This window comes from Providencia sp. PROV003, from assembly GCF_045040775.1.
GTDB classification, from domain to species: domain Bacteria; phylum Pseudomonadota; class Gammaproteobacteria; order Enterobacterales; family Enterobacteriaceae; genus Providencia; species Providencia huashanensis.
This window is the reverse complement of sequence record NZ_CP096369.1, coordinates 1,210,314-1,230,547: the sequence shown is the minus strand read 5'-3', so window position 1 is coordinate 1,230,547 and position 20,234 is coordinate 1,210,314. Positions and strand designations below refer to the sequence as shown.

The following is a 20,234-nucleotide window of genomic DNA, read 5'->3' as shown; positions in this document are numbered from 1 at the left end:
CACTCGAGCTTATTTGTGTATAATAGCCAAAATTAGTTGAGTAAATTAAGAATTATCAGTGAACAGGTAGCTGTAAGCCCGGGGCGGTAGCGTGCCAAAATCATGAGATAACTACTTTTAGCACTCTGTTTTTCACAATCAAAATACGACTTATTATTCCAAGATGAAAATATTAGTTACTGGTGGTGCAGGCTTTATTGGTTCTGCGGTTATTCGCCATTCCTTTTCATGGTAATAGTTATTTAGTTTAGACATTTATCGGTGGAATGTTAAATTTACTTATTACCAATATTGAGTTTTGACTGTTGATGTCCAATAAAAAAATCCTTAAAAATACAATCTCTCTTTATATACGCCAAATCATCATTATTCTAATTACTTTGTATTCAATGCGGGTGATTTTGAATGCTTTAGGTATAGAAAATTATGGCATTTATAGCGTTGTTACAGGCTTCGTTACTTTGTTAACATTCTTACCGGGAAGCATGGCAAGTGCCACTCAGCGTTTTTTTTCTTTTGCTATGGGGCAGAAAGACCTATCAAAACTAAAGAAAACTTTCAGTGTAAATTTAATTATGTATGCAGGTATTGCCTTACTTGCTTATACACTGTTACAAACTATAGGTCTTTGGTACATTAAAGAGTTTTTAAAAATACCTGATACACGCTTTAGTGCTGCCTTAGAACTCTATCATTTCACTTCTCTCTCTTTTGTTTTTTCCATTTTCAGTGCACCTTTTATAGCAATTTTAATTGCTCACGAAGATATGTATATTTACGCACTTATTTCTGTGATTGATGTGGTTTTAAAATTAATAATCGCAATATCTTTAAATTACGTTAACTATGACTTACTTGCATACTACGGCATATCTCTTTTTGTGATATCGGCTTTAGTAGCATTGTCTTATATTTACATTTGCATAAGAAAATATACTGAGTGCCAACTAAGAAAATTTTATTGGAGCACCACCATATTTAAAGAGATTCTAGGTTTTACAACTTGGACTTTACTAGGGCAAATTAGTACTGTATTTCGAAATCAAGCTGTAACCATTTTAGTCAACCAGATGTTTAACCCTAGCGTTGTAGCCGCTAGAGCTATTGCATTGAACATAGCTAGTCAAGTAGCTGTATTTTCAAATAATCTAAATACAGGGTTATATCCCCCTATCATTAAGTCTTATGCTTCAAATCAAAAAAATGACATGATGAACTTAATTTTTAATGGCTCTAAACTCACTTTTTTCCTAATGTGGGTATTTGCACTGCCAATGCTGCTTGAGATGAAAACAATTTTAACTCTTTGGCTAAAAACTCCACCACAAGAAGCCATTCTATTTACTCAACTAGCAATTGTTGAATCATTGATATTAGCCATAAGCATGCCCCTAACAACAGCAGCAAGAGCCCCTGGTAAAATGGCTTTGTATGAAATAACTTTAGGCAGTATCCAAATTGCAATTTTTTTCGTTTCGTGGTGGGTTTTGAGTCTAGGGTATTCAGCTGAATGGGTTTTTTTCGTAGCAATAGCTGCTAACGTTTTTATGTTTCAAGTACGCCTAGTACTGGTTAAATATCTTATTGCTATGCCAATTTTACCCTATTATAAAAAGGTAGTTGGCCCTGTTCTAGTCATTCTAACCATTTCAGCCGCTCTTAGTATCCTATTATCAAATAGCCTTCCAAACAACTTATATACTTCCTTGGTCGTTATTGTGTTTTCTGTCGCGACTTCAACTCTTGCTATGTACTATTTAGGATTAGATCGCCACTGGCGTAAAAAAATAATTGATGTGTTATCTAATAAGTTTTTAAAATTTAGAGAGATAAAATGAAAATTTTAGTTTTAGGTGGTACGGGTGCTATGGGTATTCACCTTGTACGCTTCTTGGAAAAGCAAAATAACCAAGTTTATGTTACTTCGCGCAGTAGATCAGGCATAAATAATAATATTAACTATATTCAAGGAAATGCCCATAATCAAGAATTTCTAAATAGTTTGTTAAGCCAGAATTGGGACGTAATCGTCGATTTTATGGTGTACTCTACACCTGTTTTTCAACAACGTTATACTCAATTTTTAAAATCAACAAAACAATATATTTTTATCAGTTCCGCTCGTGTTTATGCAGATTCTATTCAACCAATAACAGAAAATTCACTACGATTACTCGACACAATAAAAGATAGTGATTATTTAAAAACTGATGAATATGCTTTAACAAAAGCAAGACAAGAAAATCTTTTATTTGATAGCAATAGTAAAAATTGGACAATCATTCGTCCTTATATTACATACGACGACGAACGATTACAGTTAGGTGTGCTTGAAAAGGAAGATTGGCTATATCGTGCATTACATGGGCGTAGCATAGTTACAGCAAAAGATATTCAAGCTAAAGTAACTACACTTACAGCAGGAAAAGATGTTGCTAGAGGTATTTGTGCATTAATAGGTAACGAACTTGCACTAGGTGAGGCTTTCCATATAACAACCGATCAAAGTATTAGCTGGAGACAAATCTCAGAAATTTATCTACATGCGTTAGCAAAGAATGGATTCAAAGTAAATCTAGTCGAACAAGATTTAGATAATTTCTTGACTTGGCGCAAAGGAAAATATCAGGTTATTTACGATAGGCTATTTAACCGAGTATTCAACAATGAAAAGATTAGTCAATTTATAGATACCTCAACCTTTATTTCACCACAAATAGGTTTAGAGGCATGTATTCAAAACTTTCTCAGTAGTAAGCCCTATGCCTTCAAGTCAATAAATTGGCAAGAAGAAGCTCTTAAAGATAAAGCATTAAAAGAGAGCACATGCTTAAGTGAAATATCTGGGTTCAAAACAAAAATTAAATATTGTTTATTCAAAAGCCTACCAAAGGTAGGAAGGTTACTAACGCGATGAAATTCTACTCAACATCAGAAAAAAATGCATTGATTGTTATCTCACTACTCAAAGCCCATAGCATTCGCTATGTAATTGCTTCTCCAGGCACTACAAATAATGCTCTCATTGGTAGTATTCAAAAAGATCCTTTTTTCAAAATTTATTCAGCCGTTGACGAACGCTCCGCTGCTTATATGGCCTGTGGTTTGGCAGCTGAAACTGGTGAGCCAGTCGTTATCAGTTGTACTGGAGCTACAGCTTCAAGAAATTATGCACCGGGTATGACAGAAGCTTATTATCGTAAACTACCTGTATTAGCGATTACTTCAACTCAACCAATTAGTCGTATTGGGCATCATGTTGCCCAAGTGATTGACCGCAGTGTTATTTCAAATGATGTAGCAAATTTCAGTGTTACTTTACCTGTAGTTAAGGATGAAGAAGATTTTTGGGATTGTGAGGTCAAAGTCAATCAAGCTATTTTGGAGTTAACCCGACGAGGAGGAGGACCGGTACATATTAATCTACCAACTACATATAGCCTTCCCTTTACAGAAAAAGAAAATATCAGCTGTAGAGTAATAAATCGCTTAACCTTAGCTGATAAGCTACCAATTCTTGATACAAATAAGCGCATATCAGTTATTATTGGCTCACACCACAGTTGGAGTGACGATGCTATAGAAGCGTTAGAAGGTTTTTGTAGTAAGTATAATACTGCTGTTTTTTGTGATCATACTAGTGGTTATAGAGGTAAAAACCGTGTATTACTTTCACTTGCAGCGGCACAAGAAATTCATTCAAAATCAGAACTAAAATCAGATATAACACTGCATATAGGTGAAATAACTGGAGATTACCCTTTAGCTGGAATGGCTGGAAATGAAGTATGGCGTATCAGCCCTGATGGGGAATTACGCGATACATTCCGTAGGCTGCGCTATGTGTTCGAGATGTCAGAAACATCATTTTTTCAACATTTTGTAGAACAGACAGACCAACCATCTACTAATGAATATTTTCAACAATGCACTGATTTTTTAAAAACAGTACAAAATAAAATACCAGAAATACCTTTTTCCAACATCTGGTTAGCCTCCAAGCTAGCATCGAAAATACCATCAGGTTCAACTATCCACTTTGGGATTTTGAATAGCTTAAGAACTTGGAACTTCTATGACCTTCCCAATACTGTAACTTCTTTCTCAAATGTCGGGGGATTTGGAATTGACGGTGGAGTCTCTACACTACTTGGTGCATCCTTAGCAAATCCGAATAAACTCTATTATGGTGTGATAGGTGATCTTGCCTTTTTCTATGATCTCAATGCCATAGGCAACCGCCATACAGCAAATAACTTACGTATCCTTCTTGTCAACAATGGGAAAGGAACAGAATTTCGAATGTATAACCATCACGCTGCTCATTTTGGTACAGATGGTGATGAATTCGTAGCTGCCGCTGGACATTATGGAAATAAATCAAGAACTCTTATTAAAGACTATGCCGAAAACTTAGGTTTCGAATATTTTTCTGCATGCAATAAAAAAGAGTTTGAAGACGTTTATCAACGGTTTCTTGAACCTGCAATTACAGATAAACCAATGTTATTTGAGGTATTTACTGATAGTGATCATGAAAGTAAAGCACTTCAAATAATGCATAGATTAGAAGTCAGTGCAAAAAGTAAAGCAAAGCAGACATTAAAAAAAGTACTTGGTCCTAAAGGTATTGATACAGTTAAAAAGATAATAAAAAGGTAAAACATGAAAATTGGAATTTTAACTCAACCATTGCATAATAATTATGGTGGTTTATTGCAAGCCTATGCATTGCAATTTTTCTTAGCTAGGCAAGGGCACGATGTTCTTACCGTTGATTTTTCAAAAACATATAAACCCAAATTTGGTGGCATAAAAGGAATTGCTAAGAATAGCATAAAAAAATATATATTAAGACATGATATAAAATCAGTATTTCCTTTAAAAGATACGGAAAGACATAAGATAAACCAGCATACTAATCGTTTTATATCTGAAAATATTCGTAGAACTCAACTAATAACTAATTTATGTGAATTCTCATTTCTTGATGCATATAATTTTGATGCTTTCATTGTAGGTAGTGATCAAGTCTGGCGTCCTAGCTATTCTCCAGGCATGCCTGTTTTTTTCCTTGATTTTTTGCGTGATGATAAAGAAATAAAACGTATTGCTTATGCTGCATCTTTTGGTGTTGATCATTGTGATGAGTATACTCAAGAAGAATTAGATAGTTATGCTTATCTCGCTAAATTATTTGATGCTATTGGTGTCAGAGAAGATTCAGCTGTTGATTTATGTGATAAATACTTTGACGTTAACGCTACCCATGTGTTAGACCCTACTTTTCTCCTAAAAAAAGATGATTATATCAATTTAATAAATAGTGATAAAACACAGCCAATTGATGGGAATTTAATGGTTTATGTTTTAGATCCACAAGAAGAAAAAAATAAAATTATTAGTGAAATTGAAAAGCGTCATAATCTAACATCATATAATTTTATGGGGAATAATACTTTAGGTATATATCAACCTGTTACACAATGGTTACGTGGATTTATGGAATCAGAATTTGTTGTAACCGATTCATTTCATGGTGTTGTTTTTTCAATTATATTTAATAAACCATTTATTGCTATTGGGAATAAAGATAGAGGACTAACTAGATTCACATCTTTGCTTAAGCTATTCAATTTAGAAGATCGTTTAATTTCATCTCTTGATGATATCAAAATTGCAGATCGCCCTATTAATTACTACGAAGTTAATAAAATACTAAAAGAAAAGAAACTAGAATCACTAATGTTTCTGAATGAAGCTCTAAACGAGAATTAATTATGCCTAATGTATCGGTAATTATGCCTGTTTATAATGCAGAGAGATATATAGAAAAGTCTTTATTAAGTCTGCTCAATCAAACCTTAAGCGATTTTGAAATTATTATTATAGATGATGGCTCTACAGATAAATCACTAGCTATAATTAATAATATATTAGAACAAAACTTAAAAAATAAAAATATAATTACTTTAATTTCTCGTGAGAATAAAGGGGTAGCAGCAACAAGGGCTGAAGGTATATCCTTAGCTAAAGGAGATTATATAATTCACATTGATAGTGATGACTGGGTAGAACATAATTGGCTTCAGCTTATGTATGAAACAGCCATTAAAAATGAATCTGATATTGTTATATGTGATTATACCGAAGTTTACAATAAGAAAAAACATCGAGTTTACCAAAGCTGCTCATCATCTAGACAAGAAAATATAGAGTTTTTATTGACGAATAAATTGAGTAACTCAAATTGGGACAAACTAATTAGAAGGTCAATCCTTACTAAAAACAATATTAATTTTATAAAAAACTTTAATATGGGTGAGGATTTTTTATTTACATTGAAAGCATTGTTTTACTCACAGAAAACAACCCATATATCTAAATCACTTTATTATTACAATAAATCAAATCAGAATTCGCTTACCTATAAATACTCAGAAAAAGCATTAAGTGATATTATCAAAGTTGTAGAAATAGCCGAGAACTTTTTAAAAAATGAAAACTACTTGAATAAAATAAAAAAAAGTCTTGATCACTTTAAATTTAATATCAGAGTGTTACATCTTATTAACTCAAAAAATAATGGAATTAAAGTATCAATGAATTTATATCCGGAAACAAATTATTTAATTAAAAGTAAAGAAACATCTAAAACATTCAAAATATTATTCAAGTTAAATAACCTTAAAATGAATTTTTTAGGCAAGATACTACTAAAAATTTACCTAGTCTACCTTGAAATAAAAAGAACAAAACTAATCTTAATTTATAATTCATTAATGAGCAATTTTAAAAAAAATTAATCATAGCTCAATCAAGATTTAATAAGTGCTAATAAAATGAAAAATAAACCTTTAAATATCTAGAATTTAGCATTTATAGCTCTAACAAAAAAAATAAAAAAAACTTATTAAAAATGTAATGGGTTTTTCATTTATTCAATATTTTCAATAGTAACTTATCTATCAGGAATAAATATGCCATTAGTAAGCGTCATTGTCCCAGTATATAACACTAGTAAATACTTAAAAAAGTGCATTGATAGTATCCTTGCTCAAACACTAAAAGATATTGAAGTAATTATTGTAAACGATGGTTCTACTGATGATAGCTTATCTATCATTAACCAATACTCTGATGATAGAATAGTTATAATAAATAAAGAGAATGGTGGATTATCATCCGCTAGAAATAGTGGGATAGAAGAAGCTAAGGGAGATTATATTCTTCATGTTGACAGTGATGATTGGATTGATACTGATTATTGCCTAGATACTTATTGTTACGCAAAAAAAAATGACCTTGATATGGTTATTACTAATTTAAATATGTTATGGAATGGTATTGAAAAAGAAAAAAAATCTATTGAAAATTTACCGACAAAAGAAATAATAACAAACTTAGAATACTTGGATTTTTGGAGTAAGAACAAAGTTATCTCTAATTGTGTTAATAGGCTAATACGAACATCTTTATATAAAGATAATGATATATTACACCCAGAACATATATCTTTAGGAGAAGATTTAGTAACTACACCAAGGTTATCTTTTTATTCTAAGAAAATTGGAATTATCGATAAGGCATATTATAATTACATTCAAAACTCCGAAAGCATAATGAATTCAGGAACAATACGCAAGATATATGATATCATATATGTATTTTCTATATTAGATAATTTTTTCGAACAAAAAAAAATAAATATGAACACTAGCTATCTTAAAGCTTATTATTATTCTACGTTAATATCTAGAAAATACGATGTTAATGATGTGTTTTATAATGAAGCCATAAGCGAGTATATATGTGTGATGAAGAAAAGTAAAATACCATATCAACTTAACTTACATAGTGTAAAATTCATTCTAATCAAGATCCTATTGAATATTAGAGGTACAAAAAACACGGTTAAGTTTATTAGAGATATAAATTGCTTTTTCATTTCAATAAAACATCATCTTAATAAATAAAGATATAATATGTCAAAGAATTTAAGTTATTATTTTTTATGCATACCTCCATTGTTCTATTTAAATATTTTTGGATATGATAATATTGGCTCTATATTATCATTGGTTGGTTTGACCATAGCAATTATTTTTTATTTTCCTTTTAATTTAAGCCTTAACCAAAAAAAAATAACATTATTATTTTTTATTTTTATTTTTATTTTTTATTTATTTTCTAATAATATACTACTTAACCCTCAATTAAATGCATTTTCTGGCACTTACTGGTGGGTTTATCTTTTTATATCAATATTGATATTCTCTCCTCCACCAAAAAGGCTACTAGAAAAATTATCACACTGTACGATTATTACTAGTATTTTTATTTTGCTTTTGGATTGTTATTATCGTTTCTTTATTAATACAATAGAAAAAAACGATATAGGAAGATATGCTTATAAATTCGGATTAATTGATATGGATTCAAACTTTTCTGGTATTTATGCATCCTTGATTTTTTTTTATTGCTTATTTTTGCGTAAAGTTTACTATAAATATACTCTAATTTATATGATAGTACTGTATATGCTCGTATTATCTTCTTTATCATTAGCAGCTATATCTATTACAACTATCTTATTTATCTATTTCCGTTTATCTAAAAAGATTAAAATATATTTATTACCTATCGGAATATTTTGCATGATATTATCATCATCATTCATTATTCACATGATAGAAATGGATGGTAGTGGTTCTACTAAAATCAATTTTATTAAACGTGGATTTGAAATGTTGATATCTCGTGATATTTTTACAACATTATTTGGAACAGGCCTTTTTAGTGTTAAGTTAAATGGATATGACCCGCATATTGTTATATTGCAATTGCTATTGCAGTTAGGATTAATTGGGTTTATATTATATTATCTGATTCAGTTCATTCTCATAATTAATTACAAACGTATTCTTATATATGTGGTACTTCCTTTTTTTCTTATTGGCCTTTCTGTTGCCTCAATTTCTAGTCCTATATTCACTACTATTATTATTTTGTTATACTATCAATCTTTTTATATTCAGAACGATGACTCTAAATTCCATGTTCCTTATAGAGAACTAATTAATAATTAATGGCTTATATTTTATGAAGATAATTGCTTTTTTAGGTGAGAAGTATTTTCACTATAATAACGAATATTTTGCAAATCCAACATCAGCAGCTTTCTTACAAAAAATGCTAGGTGATGAAAATATATATGTAATTTCACCGTCTATTGGTGTCTCTGAAAAACCTATAACTTTCAGTTCTAAAGTCAGAGAGGATAAATTTACGACATCTCCTTATTATACTTCGACTCTATTTCATTATGGCATAGCTATTCTTGCACTACTTTTTATTTTCTCAAGGAAATTAAACTATCACTATTTAATTATTAATAAAGCAAAAGGATTCTTATTATTAATATCATCGATTATGCTAATAAATTTAGTAGTATTAAATATAGAAAGTATAATTTAATTTACCCGATTTAAATATTATATTGGCTCAGACTCCTATCTTGGAAATAAATCATGGTCTTCAATTCTATTTACATTCGTCTTTTTGGCATTATTACTTTATGGAATAAAAGTAAATGTTAGTTATAGAATACCTATAGTCAAATTATCTATTATCATTCTTGTTTTTTGTTTATCTACACCTTCAATTGCAGTCTTATCTGGACGAGCTTTACTTGTCTTCTTAGCTATTTCTCCCATATTGATATATGAATTATTTAGAATATCAAAATTGAATTTATATACTGCTCTACTGCTAATCGTATACATTATAACGAACATATCCTTTTATATTAAAAATGACTATTACTTTTATTAAATGAAACTATTACACTTATACCATAAAACATATAATGCCGGTGATGGTATTACTAATGTTGTATCTAATTTATCTAAATATCAGAATAAAATACCACATATAGAAAGTCTCCACCTTGCTTTTTCCTCTGATGATAAGTTAAAGCAAAAAGCTGAATTTAAAACAATTTCTTTTTTTAAATTACTCTTTCAGATAAAGTCTTACTCTCCAGATTTTATCTATGTGCATGGTATTTTTAAAATAAAATCACCTATTTTAATTACATCACTGAAACTGATGGGGTTCAAAATAATACTTGTTCCTCATTGTTCTTTAATGAAAAGAACTATACTTCATAAAAAAATAAAGAAGTCAATTTACCTTTCTATATTTAAAAAAATATCATTTCAACATGTTAACTTCATACAATACTTAAATGAAGAAGAAAAGAATGATTCTATTTTTATTTCTAATAAAATAAAAACATATATTTTACCTAATGGAGTGGGTGTGAATACTCCCATAAAGCAAAAAAACTTTAAAAAAATAAAACCTTTCTATTTAGGTAGGTGTGATATTTACCATAAAGGATTGGATCTATTAATAAACAGTCTTAATATTTTTTATAAAAAAACACAAAGTAATATTTTATTTAATATCTACGGTGCTAATAAAAAACAAACTATTGAATTAATAAATCTAAAACCCAATAAAAATATTATAATTAGGCCACCTATATTTGGACTTGAAAAAGAAGAAGTTTTAGAAAGTAATAATATATTTATTATGACCTCTCGTTACGAAGGCCTACCAGTAGCAGTATTAGAAGCACTAGCGTATGGAAACATTTGCTTACTAACTGAAGGGACTAACATGGCGAAAATTGTAAAAAAACATAATTGTGGCTTTGTTATAAACAATATAAATGACATTTATTATACTTTAAACAAAATAAAAAATATGCCTGATAACGAATTAATAGAAATGTCAACTAATGCAAAAAAATTAGCAAATGAAAGTTATAATTGGCAGTCAATTGCTAATTTATCTATAAGAAAAATAATTAGTTAATTTATATTCAATACTATTGAGGTAACTACTTTCAACGAAATTAAAACAACTATAGCATAATGCGACCCTAATCCTAAAATTTTCCAGGTAACTGCTTAGAAAAATTCGTTCCCATAAGCTTCGATTTTAAAATGGGAAAAAATCTATCTATTAATACCTAGCATGCTGCAATAATTTTGTTAATAGTATTTATGTATTTATTAAAATATCGTTAAGTTAAATAATATGATAAAAATAGCTGTTATAATGTCAGTTTATAAGAATGACGATCCAATTTTTTTGGATGCCGCGATAAATAGCGTTCTAAACCAAACATTTAAAAGTTTTGATATTTACCTACAAGTGGATGGCCAGGTTCCTATTCAGCTATCCAATAAGCTCAATAATTATCAAAATAATTATCAAAATATATATATTGAATTTATTAATGAAAATAAAGGTCTTGCTTGGCAATTAAATAGGGCTATAAGCCGTTTATCAACGTCAAATATATATTCATTCATAGCAAGAATGGATGCAGATGATATATGTGAACCAGAGCGTTTTCAAAAGCAAATTGAGTATTTTCATAACCATCCTGATGTAGCTATTTGTGGAACTCAAGTTATCGAATTTCACGAGGATGGTTATACTCAGTTGAAAAAAATTCCATGTAGTCATGCTATTTTAAGTCGCTATATAATTAAGCGTTGTCCTTTTAATCACCCCACGGTTATGTTTAACTTATCAAATATTAATATTAATCATATTCATTATAATCCAGCATTAATGAATACCCAAGATTATTATTTATGGGTTGACTTATTAGAGAAAAAGTACATTTTCGGAAACTTAGATGAGCCATTATTACGATTTAGAGTTGATAAAAATTTTTATAATCGAAGAGGTTTTAAAAAAGCCAAAAATGACTTTAACGCTCGTTTATATGCAATGAAAAAACTAGGTCTTTTTAGTCCATTAAATTTCATCTTTCTGCTTTTAATTGTATCCTTACGATTAAGCCCACCATTTTTAAAAAAATTTGCATATAAGTATTTAAGATAATTATTACTTAGAATCTATCCCAAAAGGAATTGTCAGATAATACATAATGATAATTTATGACGGCAAAGCATGGTGGGCAACAAGTGGCAAATCAGTGATGAACTCTGGGAGAAAATGGCTCCTCTCATCCCGGAGCATAGAACTCAACACCCGCTGGGTACGCACCGCAAGCGGGTTGATAATCGCGCTGCAATGAACGCCATTTTCTTCGTACTCAGGACGGGTTGCCAGTGGAATGCGCTAAATGCCACCGGTATATGCTCGTCAAGCTCTGCTCATCGCCGATTTCAGGAGTGGCGGGATGCTGGCGTATTTGAACGCTTCTGGCAAAACGGGTTGCTTGCTTGCGAACAGTTGGACGCTATTGACTGGTCGTGGCTGTCGATGGATGGTTGTATGACCAAATCACCGCTGGCAGGCTCAAAAAAACAGGCAAGAACCCAACAGACCGAGGGAAACGGGGCGTAAAGCGCAGTCTGATGACTGACGGGAACGGGCTTCCGCTTGCACTGGTTGTCGCTGGAGCAAATACGCACGACATAAAGCTGGTTGCGGATACGCTCGATGCCCTCCAGACGGGCAGACCGGGCAAGAGGCTCCGGTTGTGCATGGACAAAGGGTATGAAGCGGAATGGTTGGGATCGTATCTGAGAAGTCGTCGCTATGAACCTCATATCCAGTCACGGAAGGATGAATCAGAAGCCATCAAAAACACGGATTTTAAGGCCCACCGCTGGGTTGTAGAGAGAACACACAGTTGGATGAATCGCTACCGTCGTGTCCTGACTCGTTGGGAGAAGAAAGTCGAGAATTATGAGGCGATGCTGCATTTTGCCTGTGGTATCATTGCCTGTAACAAAACCCTATTGAGATAGGTTCTTAAAGTTTCTAAATAAAAGGATATATAAATGAAATTTTTAATAACTGGCACTGCTGGTTTCATTGGCTATGCTGTAGCAAAAGAGTTATTAAATCAAGGGCATATCGTAGTTGGAATCGATAATGTAAATAACTATTATGATCAGGGGCTTAAACAATCTCGTTTACATCTCCTTGCGCAATACCCGCATTTTCGCTTTATTCCTCTCGATATTACTGAGCGTGAAAAAGTGGTAGACCTGTGTACTCAAGAAGGGTTTGATAGAGTGATCCACCTTGCTGCTCAGGCTGGTGTTCGTTACTCACTGCAAAACCCGTTTGCTTATGCAGACAGTAATCTTAATGGCCATCTTGCTATCTTAGAAGGCTGCCGACAAGCGAAAATCAAGCACTTAGTTTATGCGTCTTCCAGCTCAGTCTATGGGATCACTGACCAAACGCCATTTAGTACGGATATGCCTACTGACCATCCCGTTTCATTGTATGCGGCAACGAAGAAAGCCAATGAATTGATGGCGCATTCCTATTCACATTTGTATCAGCTCCCGACGACCGGTTTGCGCTTCTTCACGGTGTATGGCCCGTGGGGCCGTCCAGATATGGCACTATTCAAATTTACCAAAGCTATTTTAGCCGGTGAGCCAATCGATGTTTATAATAACGGCAATCTCAGCCGTGATTTCACTTTTATTGATGATATCGTGGAAGGGATCATCCGTATTTCCGATATAATCCCACAGGCAGACCCAGAAAACTGTTCGCTTTCACCTGCACAAAGCAGTGCGCCATACCGTTTATATAATATTGGGAATGGGCAGCCCGTCAAATTGACGGACTTTATTGCTGCACTTGAAAAATCATTAGGGAAAAAAGCGATTAAAAACTTTTTACCGATGCAGGCTGGGGATGTGTATACCACTTGGGCGGACACTGAAGACCTATTTAAGGTCACCGGTTATCGCCCACAAGTTTCTATTGAGCAGGGCGTACAGGCATTTGTCGATTGGTATCAATCCTACTACCGCCTGTAAAATATCATCAATTTCCCTGTAATGTCCTAAGATGGATTTGAGAGGTCAGTTTTGAAAATAGCAATTGCCGGTACAGGCTATGTGGGTCTGTCTAACGCCATGTTACTGTCACAAAACCATGAAGTGGTGGCCGTCGACATCGTGCCTGAAAAAGTGGCGATGCTGAACAATAAGCAATCGCCGATTATCGATACCGAAATTGAACAGTTTTTACGTGAAAAAACACTCAATTTCCGTGCAACCCAAGATATTGTTGAAGCCTATACGGGCGCACAGTATGTGATTGTAGCCACACCGACTGACTATGACCCGAAAAGCAACTATTTCAATACCAAGTCAGTTGAATCGGTCATTCATGATGTGCAGAAAATCAACCCTACAGCCACCATTATTGTTAAATCCACCATCCCTGTTGGCTTTACTGAGCGCCTGCGTGAAGAGTTTGGCTACACCAATGTGATTTTCTCCCCTGAATTTTTACGTGAAGGCCGCGCGCTGTGGGATAACTTGTACCCATCACGCATTGTGGTGGGTGAACGCTCTGAGCGAGCGGAAATCTTTGCGGATTTGCTGCTCGAAGGCGCTATCAAAAAAGATGTCCCTGTGCTGTTTACCGATGGCACTGAAGCGGAAGCGATTAAATTATTCGCCAATACTTACTTAGCGATGCGTGTGGCCTATTTCAATGAATTAGATACCTATGCAGAGAGTCGTGGCTTGAACGCACGTCAAATCATCGAAGGGGTGTCTTTAGACCCACGTATTGGCAGCCATTATAACAACCCTTCATTTGGTTACGGCGGTTATTGCTTGCCGAAAGACACCAAGCAGCTACTGGCTAACTATGACGATGTACCGAATAACCTCATTAATGCGATTGTGGAATCTAACCGTACCCGTAAAGACTTTATCTCAGATGCGATTATTGCCAAAGCGCCACGTAAAGTCGGGGTATATCGTTTAGTGATGAAAGCGGGTTCGGACAACTTCCGCGCCTCGGCGGTACAAGGTGTGATGAAACGCATCAAAGCCAAAGGCATTGAAGTGATTGTGTATGAGCCAGTGCTTAAAGAGGACGAATTTTTCCGCTCCAAAGTGTATCATGATCTTGAAGCATTCAAAGCCGATAGCGATATTATTTTAGCCAACCGGATGGTGCCTGAACTCGAAGATGTCGCAGAGAAAGTGTATACACGTGATCTGTTTGGCAATGATTAACCGATAGGCTAAATTTATCGTTCTGCTTTTGCCAAAAATTTACCTTCGCTATAAACTATTTAAAAAATTATATTAAACACGTATAAGTGGGATGATGATAACAACCCATCACTTATACCTTATCTAAACATTTTTTATCATAGGATGGTCTTGTGCTTAGTAAGCGTCTCCCACTGACACTACTCGCAGCCAGCATTTTGCTCACCGGCTGTACCGTTACCCCTGGTGTCTATATGTCCACATCAGGCAAAAATGTCGTCGACACTGGCGATCGTGATATTTCTAAATTTGTCGATATCTACCCGATCTCGCCAAAACTATTAGATGAGATGTATACCCCACAAGTTATTGCAAAACCCAACCCAACCCTAGAGAAGCAACTGGCAACCTATGAGTACCGTGTTGGTGTGGGTGATGTATTAACCATTACGGTATGGGATCACCCTGAGTTAACCATTCCTGCCGGCTCTTACCGTAGCGCCGCGGACTCCGGTAACTGGGTGCATTCCGATGGTACTATCTACTATCCGTATATCGGTAAAGTGAAAGTCATAGGCAAAACGGTCACTGAAATCCGTAATCTAGTGAGTAACCGTCTATCGACTTATATCGAATCACCACAAGTGGATGTCAGTATTGCCGCCTTCCGCTCACAGAAAATGTATGTTTCAGGTGAAGTGGCTAAACCCGGTACATTACCGATTACTAACGTGCCGCTAACAGTTTTAGAGGCTTTTAATAATGCAGGCGGCCTGACTGAAAAAGCCGATTGGGACAATGTCGTACTCACCCGAAATGGCAAAGAGATAAAAATCTCACTGCAAGCATTAGTTCAGTATGGCGACCTAACCCAAAACCATCTGATGCTACCGGGTGATGTACTATATGTACCACGTAACGACGGGCAAAAAGTGTTTGTGATGGGAGAAGTAGGTCAGCCAAACACCCTAACCATTGACCGTGCTGGCATGAGTATTACTGAGGCACTGAGTAAAGCAGGCGGTACAGATCAAAATACCGCTAATGCAACCGGCGTATTTGTCATCCGTCCAATTAAAAACCAAACCTCGGGCGATAAAGAGCTGGATGCCCTACTGCCGAAAAAAATGGCGGCGGTCTATCAGTTAGATTTATCCGATGCCACTGCCATGGTGATGGGAACGGAATTTAAACTGCAACCTTATGACTTAGTTTATGTTACCGCAGCACCCGTTGTACGTTGGAACCGCCTAATCACCCAATTGCTACCAACCATCGCAACTTATAATCAGTTAACCGAAGGTACTAAACGTATTCATGACTGGTAATCCATATGTTTAATAATATTCTCGTTGTCTGTATGGGGAATATTTGCCGCTCCCCCACGGGGGAGCGCCTATTACAAACCCATTTCCCCGATAAAAAGGTGCACTCCGCGGGCATTATCGCCAAAGAGGATCGTCCCGCTTATGATAGCGCCATCCGTATTGCACAAAACCACAATCTCTCTTTAGATGGCCACCAATCACGTCGTTTAACCAGTGAATTATGTAAAGAAGCAGACTTAATCCTAGTGATGGAAAACGACCATATTGATAGAATCCATCAACAGTTCCCTGAAACGCGTGGCAAAGTCATGCTGTTCGGCCAGTGGCTAAATAAAACCGAGATCCCAGATCCGCATAAACGCAGTGATGAAATGTTCGAGCATGTTTATCAACTGATGGAAAAAGCCGTTATACAGTGGCAAGGGAAAATTTAATTTTACTATTTGAAGGCTTAACGTTAATTGATTATGAACACGACAAAAACCAGCTCCGCTGCCTCGGACGAAATCGATCTGCTGGCGCTCTTTAAGATACTCAAATCCAGCTACCTTAAAATCGGCTTTTTTACCCTCTTTTTTATTGTAATTGGTGCCGCTTATAGCTTTCTAGCGACACCAATCTATCAAGCCAATGCGACACTGCAATACGATAAAATGAGCCAAGTTTCATTGTTAGATCAAATGAGCGATGTGATGCCATTTGCTAATAGTAATAGCCAAGCCGATTCCGAAATCGAGGTCATTAAGTCTCGGATGGTGCTCGGTAAAACGGTTGCAGACCTTAATTTAGATACCCAAGTCGCACCGGCTGGTTTTTTCGATAGGCTTTGGGGAGACAAAGCTTCTGTCGCTATTTCCCTCTATTCTTTACCTGAACATCTTATTGGTGAACCCGCTATTGTGACCTATTTAGGCGAAAACCGTTATGCTCTTCATATTGATAACCAAACCGTTGAAGGCAAAGTGGGCGAACTCCTAAAACAAGATGAAATCAGCTTGCTGGTATCCTCAATCAATGCTGAAGTCGGACAAGAATTTACCTTATCTAAAGATGCCCGTTATTCGACCATTGAAAACCTACGTAATACCTTAACGATTGCAGAAGTCGGTAAAGGCACGGGGATTATTAATCTTGCTATTAAAGGTGCTGACAAAGCGGAAAATGTACAGATTTTAAATAGCATTATCCAAAACTATGTGGATCAAAATACTGAGCGTAAAAAAGAGGTCACCAACAATACGCTATTATTCTTAGATGAATATTTACCGAAAGTAAAAACTAAATTGGACAACTATGAAAACCAATTAAATGCTTTCCGTAAAAAGAATGAATCTATCGACCTGTCCTTAGAGGCTAAATCGGCTCTTGATAGCGCCTTGCAAGTCGAAGAGAAACTCAATGAGTTAACCTTTAAAGAGGTAGAGATCCAGCAGCTCTATACCCGTAACCACCCTGCTTACCAATCATTGCTGGATAAGCGTCAGCAACTGTTACGTGAAAAAGAGAAAATCAGTAAAAATATCCAAAAACTTCCCAATACCCAGCAACAGATTGTGCGTTTAACACGTGATGTAGAGTCCGAGCAAGCTATCTATAATCAGCTAGTGGCCAAACAGCAAGAGCTGAGCGTATTAAACTCCGGGATCACCGCCGATGTACGCATTATTGACTCGGCAGAATCCCAACCTAATGCCGTGGCACCGAAAAAAGCGCTCATAATGGTTCTGGCGACGATCCTCGGTTTTATTGTGGGTTGCGCTTATGTGATCGCCCGTGAGTTCTTTAATAATAAGATTAAAGGTACTGAAGATATCGATGCATTGGGTGTTAACGTCTATGCCACTATTCCATTCTCTACTCATGAGAAAAAATTAATTGCAGCGGGGAATAAGCGCCCACTTGCATTGGAAAACCCAGCCGATACGGCAGTAGAAGCCATCCGTTCCCTGCGTACCAGCGTTTACTTCTCGGTGATGAACCAAGGGAATAACTTGGTGATGATCAGTAGTGCGTCACCGGGCGTAGGTAAAAGCTTTGTTACCTCTAATATGGCGGTTGTATTAGCTAATGCGGGTAAAAAAGTCCTCCTAATTGATACCGACTTACGTAAAGGCCGTATTCATAAAGCCTTTGGTTTAAGCAATAAAGCGGGGTTATCCGAATATTTGGCTCAGCAGGACATTACGCAACCGACCATCCACCGTGGTGTGATTGAAAACCTAGATGTGATCTGCCGTGGTAAAAATGTCACTCACTCTTCTGAGTTACTGATGGGAGAACGTTTTAAACACCTGCTCGACACGATGAAAGGGCAATATGATATCGTGGTTATCGATACCACCCCAATCTTAGCAATCACTGACTCCGCGATTATCGGTAAGTACGTCGGCACCTCACTGCTTATTGCCTACTATGGTGTCAATACGGTGAAAGATATTGAGCTATCGCTAAAACGCTTTAAACAAAACGATATCGAAATCACAGGCGTGATCCTCAATGGTATCGATGCGAAATCAGACGACTATAACTATGTCTATGAGTACTAGTCGTACAGGAATTTAAAATGAATCATACAAAGGTCTTAGTCACAGGCGGTCTTGGCTACATTGGTAGCCATACCTGTGTGCAGATGATTGAACAAGGCATGCAGCCAATTATTTTAGATAATTTATGTAATGCCAACCCAGAAGTACTCAACCGCATTGAAACCATCACAGGTAAAAAACCTGTCTTCTATGCCGGTGATGTACGTGATAACGCTATTCTGGATACGATTTTTGCTGAGCACCAAATCACATCGGTGATCCACTTTGCTGGGTTAAAAGCGGTTGGTGAATCCGTTCAAAAACCGATTGAGTATTATGATAATAACGTCAATGGCACGTTAGTATTACTTGCCAGTATGCAAAAAGCGGGCGTCAAAAGCTTAATTTTTAGCTCATCGGCTACTGTGTATGGTGATCCAGAAGAAGTACCATTAACCGAAGACTCTAAAGTCGGTGGTACTACCAACCCATATGGCACCAGTAAATATATGGTTGAGCGTATTCTTGCTGATCTATATATTGCACATAACGATTGGTCGGTTACTTTACTACGCTACTTTAATCCCGTTGGCGCACACCAATCAGGCTTAATTGGTGAAGACCCACAGGGTATTCCAAATAACCTAACACCTTATATCGCTCAAGTAGCAGTTGGTCGTCATAAAGAAGTCATGGTATTTGGCTCTGATTACCCAACTCCAGATGGTACTGGCGTACGTGATTATATCCATGTTATGGATTTAGCTAGCGGTCATATTGCAGCATTAAATAATGTCAGCCATCAAGCAGGCCTACATATCTATAACCTAGGTACGGGTAAAGGAACGAGTGTATTAGAGATGATTGCTGCTTTTGAAAAAGCATCAGGTAAACCTATCCCGTATAAAATTGTTGAGCGCCGCCCTGGCGATATCGCTGAATGTTGGTCTAGCCCTAAAAAGGCCTTTAATGATTTAGGATGGAAAGCACAATATTCAGTACAAGATATGGTTAATGATAGCTGGCGCTGGCAATCGCAGAATCCTAATGGCTATAAATAGATTTATTTGATTTAGGTTAAGATATGAATATTGATATAGATTCTTTTGCTTTATATATTGGCGTTAAGGCAGAGTATTTAGCTATGTTATATAGAACCACATGCGAATTAGAAGGATTACCATTACCGAAAAGAAATAGGCATGGTAAGGTAAAAATGAGTGAGGTTTTGATTTTTAAACAACACGTTGAAGATAAAAATAAAGGGGGACTGTCCTAGATAATTAAGATCATCTAGGATAGTTCTACGAGAAAAAGCAGACTCAGTCAGTACAAATAGGAATGGT

The 20,234-nt window shown here is 35.3% G+C and carries 18 protein-coding genes and 1 pseudogene; 18 read left to right on the top strand and 1 reads right to left on the bottom strand.

Annotated features, from left to right (window positions below; translation table 11 throughout):
- The first annotated feature begins 308 nt into the window (after positions 1 to 308).
- From M1F14_RS05610 to M1F14_RS05575, 8 genes are all read left to right on the top strand, one after another.
- Positions 309 to 1,838, top strand: coding sequence for a lipopolysaccharide biosynthesis protein (locus tag M1F14_RS05610; protein ID WP_181468804.1), 1,530 nt, complete (start codon positions 309 to 311; stop codon positions 1,836 to 1,838).
- A complete protein-coding gene (locus M1F14_RS05605) occupies positions 1,835 to 2,917 on the top strand; it encodes an NAD-dependent epimerase/dehydratase family protein (RefSeq protein WP_104873141.1) in 1,083 nt (360 codons plus the stop codon). The genes M1F14_RS05610 and M1F14_RS05605 overlap by 4 nt, the downstream gene beginning before the upstream one ends.
- Positions 2,914 to 4,662, top strand: a complete 1,749-nt coding sequence (locus M1F14_RS05600) for a thiamine pyrophosphate-binding protein (protein WP_181468805.1) — start codon at positions 2,914 to 2,916, stop codon at positions 4,660 to 4,662. Before M1F14_RS05605 ends, M1F14_RS05600 begins: the two co-directional genes overlap by 4 nt.
- A gap of 3 nt (positions 4,663 to 4,665) precedes the next feature.
- Positions 4,666 to 5,778 carry a polysaccharide pyruvyl transferase family protein gene (locus M1F14_RS05595; RefSeq protein WP_181468806.1) on the top strand — a complete coding sequence of 371 codons (1,113 nt, stop codon included), beginning with the start codon at positions 4,666 to 4,668 and terminating at the stop codon, positions 5,776 to 5,778.
- A gap of 2 nt (positions 5,779 to 5,780) precedes the next feature.
- Positions 5,781 to 6,806, top strand: coding sequence for a glycosyltransferase family 2 protein (locus M1F14_RS05590; RefSeq protein WP_181468807.1), 1,026 nt, complete (start codon positions 5,781 to 5,783; stop codon positions 6,804 to 6,806).
- Positions 6,807 to 6,980: 174 nt separating this feature from the next.
- Complete coding sequence (locus tag M1F14_RS05585; protein ID WP_181468808.1) at positions 6,981 to 7,976, top strand: glycosyltransferase family 2 protein; 996 nt, start codon at positions 6,981 to 6,983, stop codon at positions 7,974 to 7,976.
- Positions 7,977 to 7,985: 9 nt separating this feature from the next.
- On the top strand, positions 7,986 to 9,089 hold the full coding sequence (locus M1F14_RS05580) for a hypothetical protein (protein ID WP_181468809.1): 1,104 nt from the start codon (positions 7,986 to 7,988) through the stop codon (positions 9,087 to 9,089).
- Positions 9,090 to 9,102: 13 nt separating this feature from the next.
- Entirely contained in the window at positions 9,103 to 9,477 is a 375-nt protein-coding gene (locus tag M1F14_RS05575) for a hypothetical protein (protein WP_181468810.1), read from the top strand.
- A gap of 122 nt (positions 9,478 to 9,599) precedes the next feature.
- Here the strand turns inward: M1F14_RS05575 and M1F14_RS05570 are convergent, their stop codons facing one another.
- Complete coding sequence (locus tag M1F14_RS05570; protein ID WP_181468811.1) at positions 9,600 to 9,785, bottom strand: hypothetical protein; 186 nt, start codon at positions 9,783 to 9,785, stop codon at positions 9,600 to 9,602.
- A 49-nt stretch (positions 9,786 to 9,834) separates the two neighbouring features.
- Here M1F14_RS05570 and M1F14_RS05565 point away from each other — a divergent pair, with 49 nt between their 5' ends.
- The 10 genes and pseudogenes from M1F14_RS05565 (at position 9,835) to M1F14_RS05520 (ending at position 20,167) form a co-directional block, all read left to right on the top strand.
- On the top strand, positions 9,835 to 10,884 hold the full coding sequence (locus tag M1F14_RS05565) for a glycosyltransferase family 4 protein (RefSeq protein WP_181468812.1): 1,050 nt from the start codon (positions 9,835 to 9,837) through the stop codon (positions 10,882 to 10,884).
- A gap of 225 nt (positions 10,885 to 11,109) precedes the next feature.
- Positions 11,110 to 11,928 carry a glycosyltransferase gene (locus M1F14_RS05560; RefSeq protein ID WP_181468813.1) on the top strand — a complete coding sequence of 273 codons (819 nt, stop codon included), beginning with the start codon at positions 11,110 to 11,112 and terminating at the stop codon, positions 11,926 to 11,928.
- A 69-nt stretch (positions 11,929 to 11,997) separates the two neighbouring features.
- A pseudogene (locus M1F14_RS05555) lies at positions 11,998 to 12,803 on the top strand (IS5 family transposase).
- A 33-nt stretch (positions 12,804 to 12,836) separates the two neighbouring features.
- Entirely contained in the window at positions 12,837 to 13,838 is a 1,002-nt protein-coding gene (locus tag M1F14_RS05550; RefSeq protein WP_071547794.1) for an NAD-dependent epimerase, read from the top strand.
- A 51-nt stretch (positions 13,839 to 13,889) separates the two neighbouring features.
- Complete coding sequence (locus tag M1F14_RS05545; RefSeq protein WP_071547795.1) at positions 13,890 to 15,056, top strand: nucleotide sugar dehydrogenase; 1,167 nt, start codon at positions 13,890 to 13,892, stop codon at positions 15,054 to 15,056.
- A gap of 152 nt (positions 15,057 to 15,208) precedes the next feature.
- Positions 15,209 to 16,363 (top strand): polysaccharide export protein, encoded by a 1,155-nt coding sequence (locus M1F14_RS05540; protein WP_181468814.1) that lies wholly within the window; start codon positions 15,209 to 15,211, stop codon positions 16,361 to 16,363.
- 5 nt (positions 16,364 to 16,368) lie between these two features.
- Positions 16,369 to 16,797, top strand: coding sequence for a protein-tyrosine-phosphatase (locus tag M1F14_RS05535; protein WP_014657219.1), 429 nt, complete (start codon positions 16,369 to 16,371; stop codon positions 16,795 to 16,797).
- A 33-nt stretch (positions 16,798 to 16,830) separates the two neighbouring features.
- On the top strand, positions 16,831 to 18,909 hold the full coding sequence (locus M1F14_RS05530) for a polysaccharide biosynthesis tyrosine autokinase (RefSeq protein WP_181468815.1): 2,079 nt from the start codon (positions 16,831 to 16,833) through the stop codon (positions 18,907 to 18,909).
- Positions 18,910 to 18,926: 17 nt separating this feature from the next.
- The gene (galE, locus tag M1F14_RS05525; protein ID WP_181468816.1) at positions 18,927 to 19,949 is read left to right on the top strand and encodes a UDP-glucose 4-epimerase GalE; all 1,023 of its coding nucleotides are present in this window, start codon (positions 18,927 to 18,929) and stop codon (positions 19,947 to 19,949) included.
- A 23-nt stretch (positions 19,950 to 19,972) separates the two neighbouring features.
- On the top strand, positions 19,973 to 20,167 hold the full coding sequence (locus tag M1F14_RS05520; protein WP_014656694.1) for a hypothetical protein: 195 nt from the start codon (positions 19,973 to 19,975) through the stop codon (positions 20,165 to 20,167).
- The last annotated feature ends 67 nt before the right edge of the window (positions 20,168 to 20,234 follow it).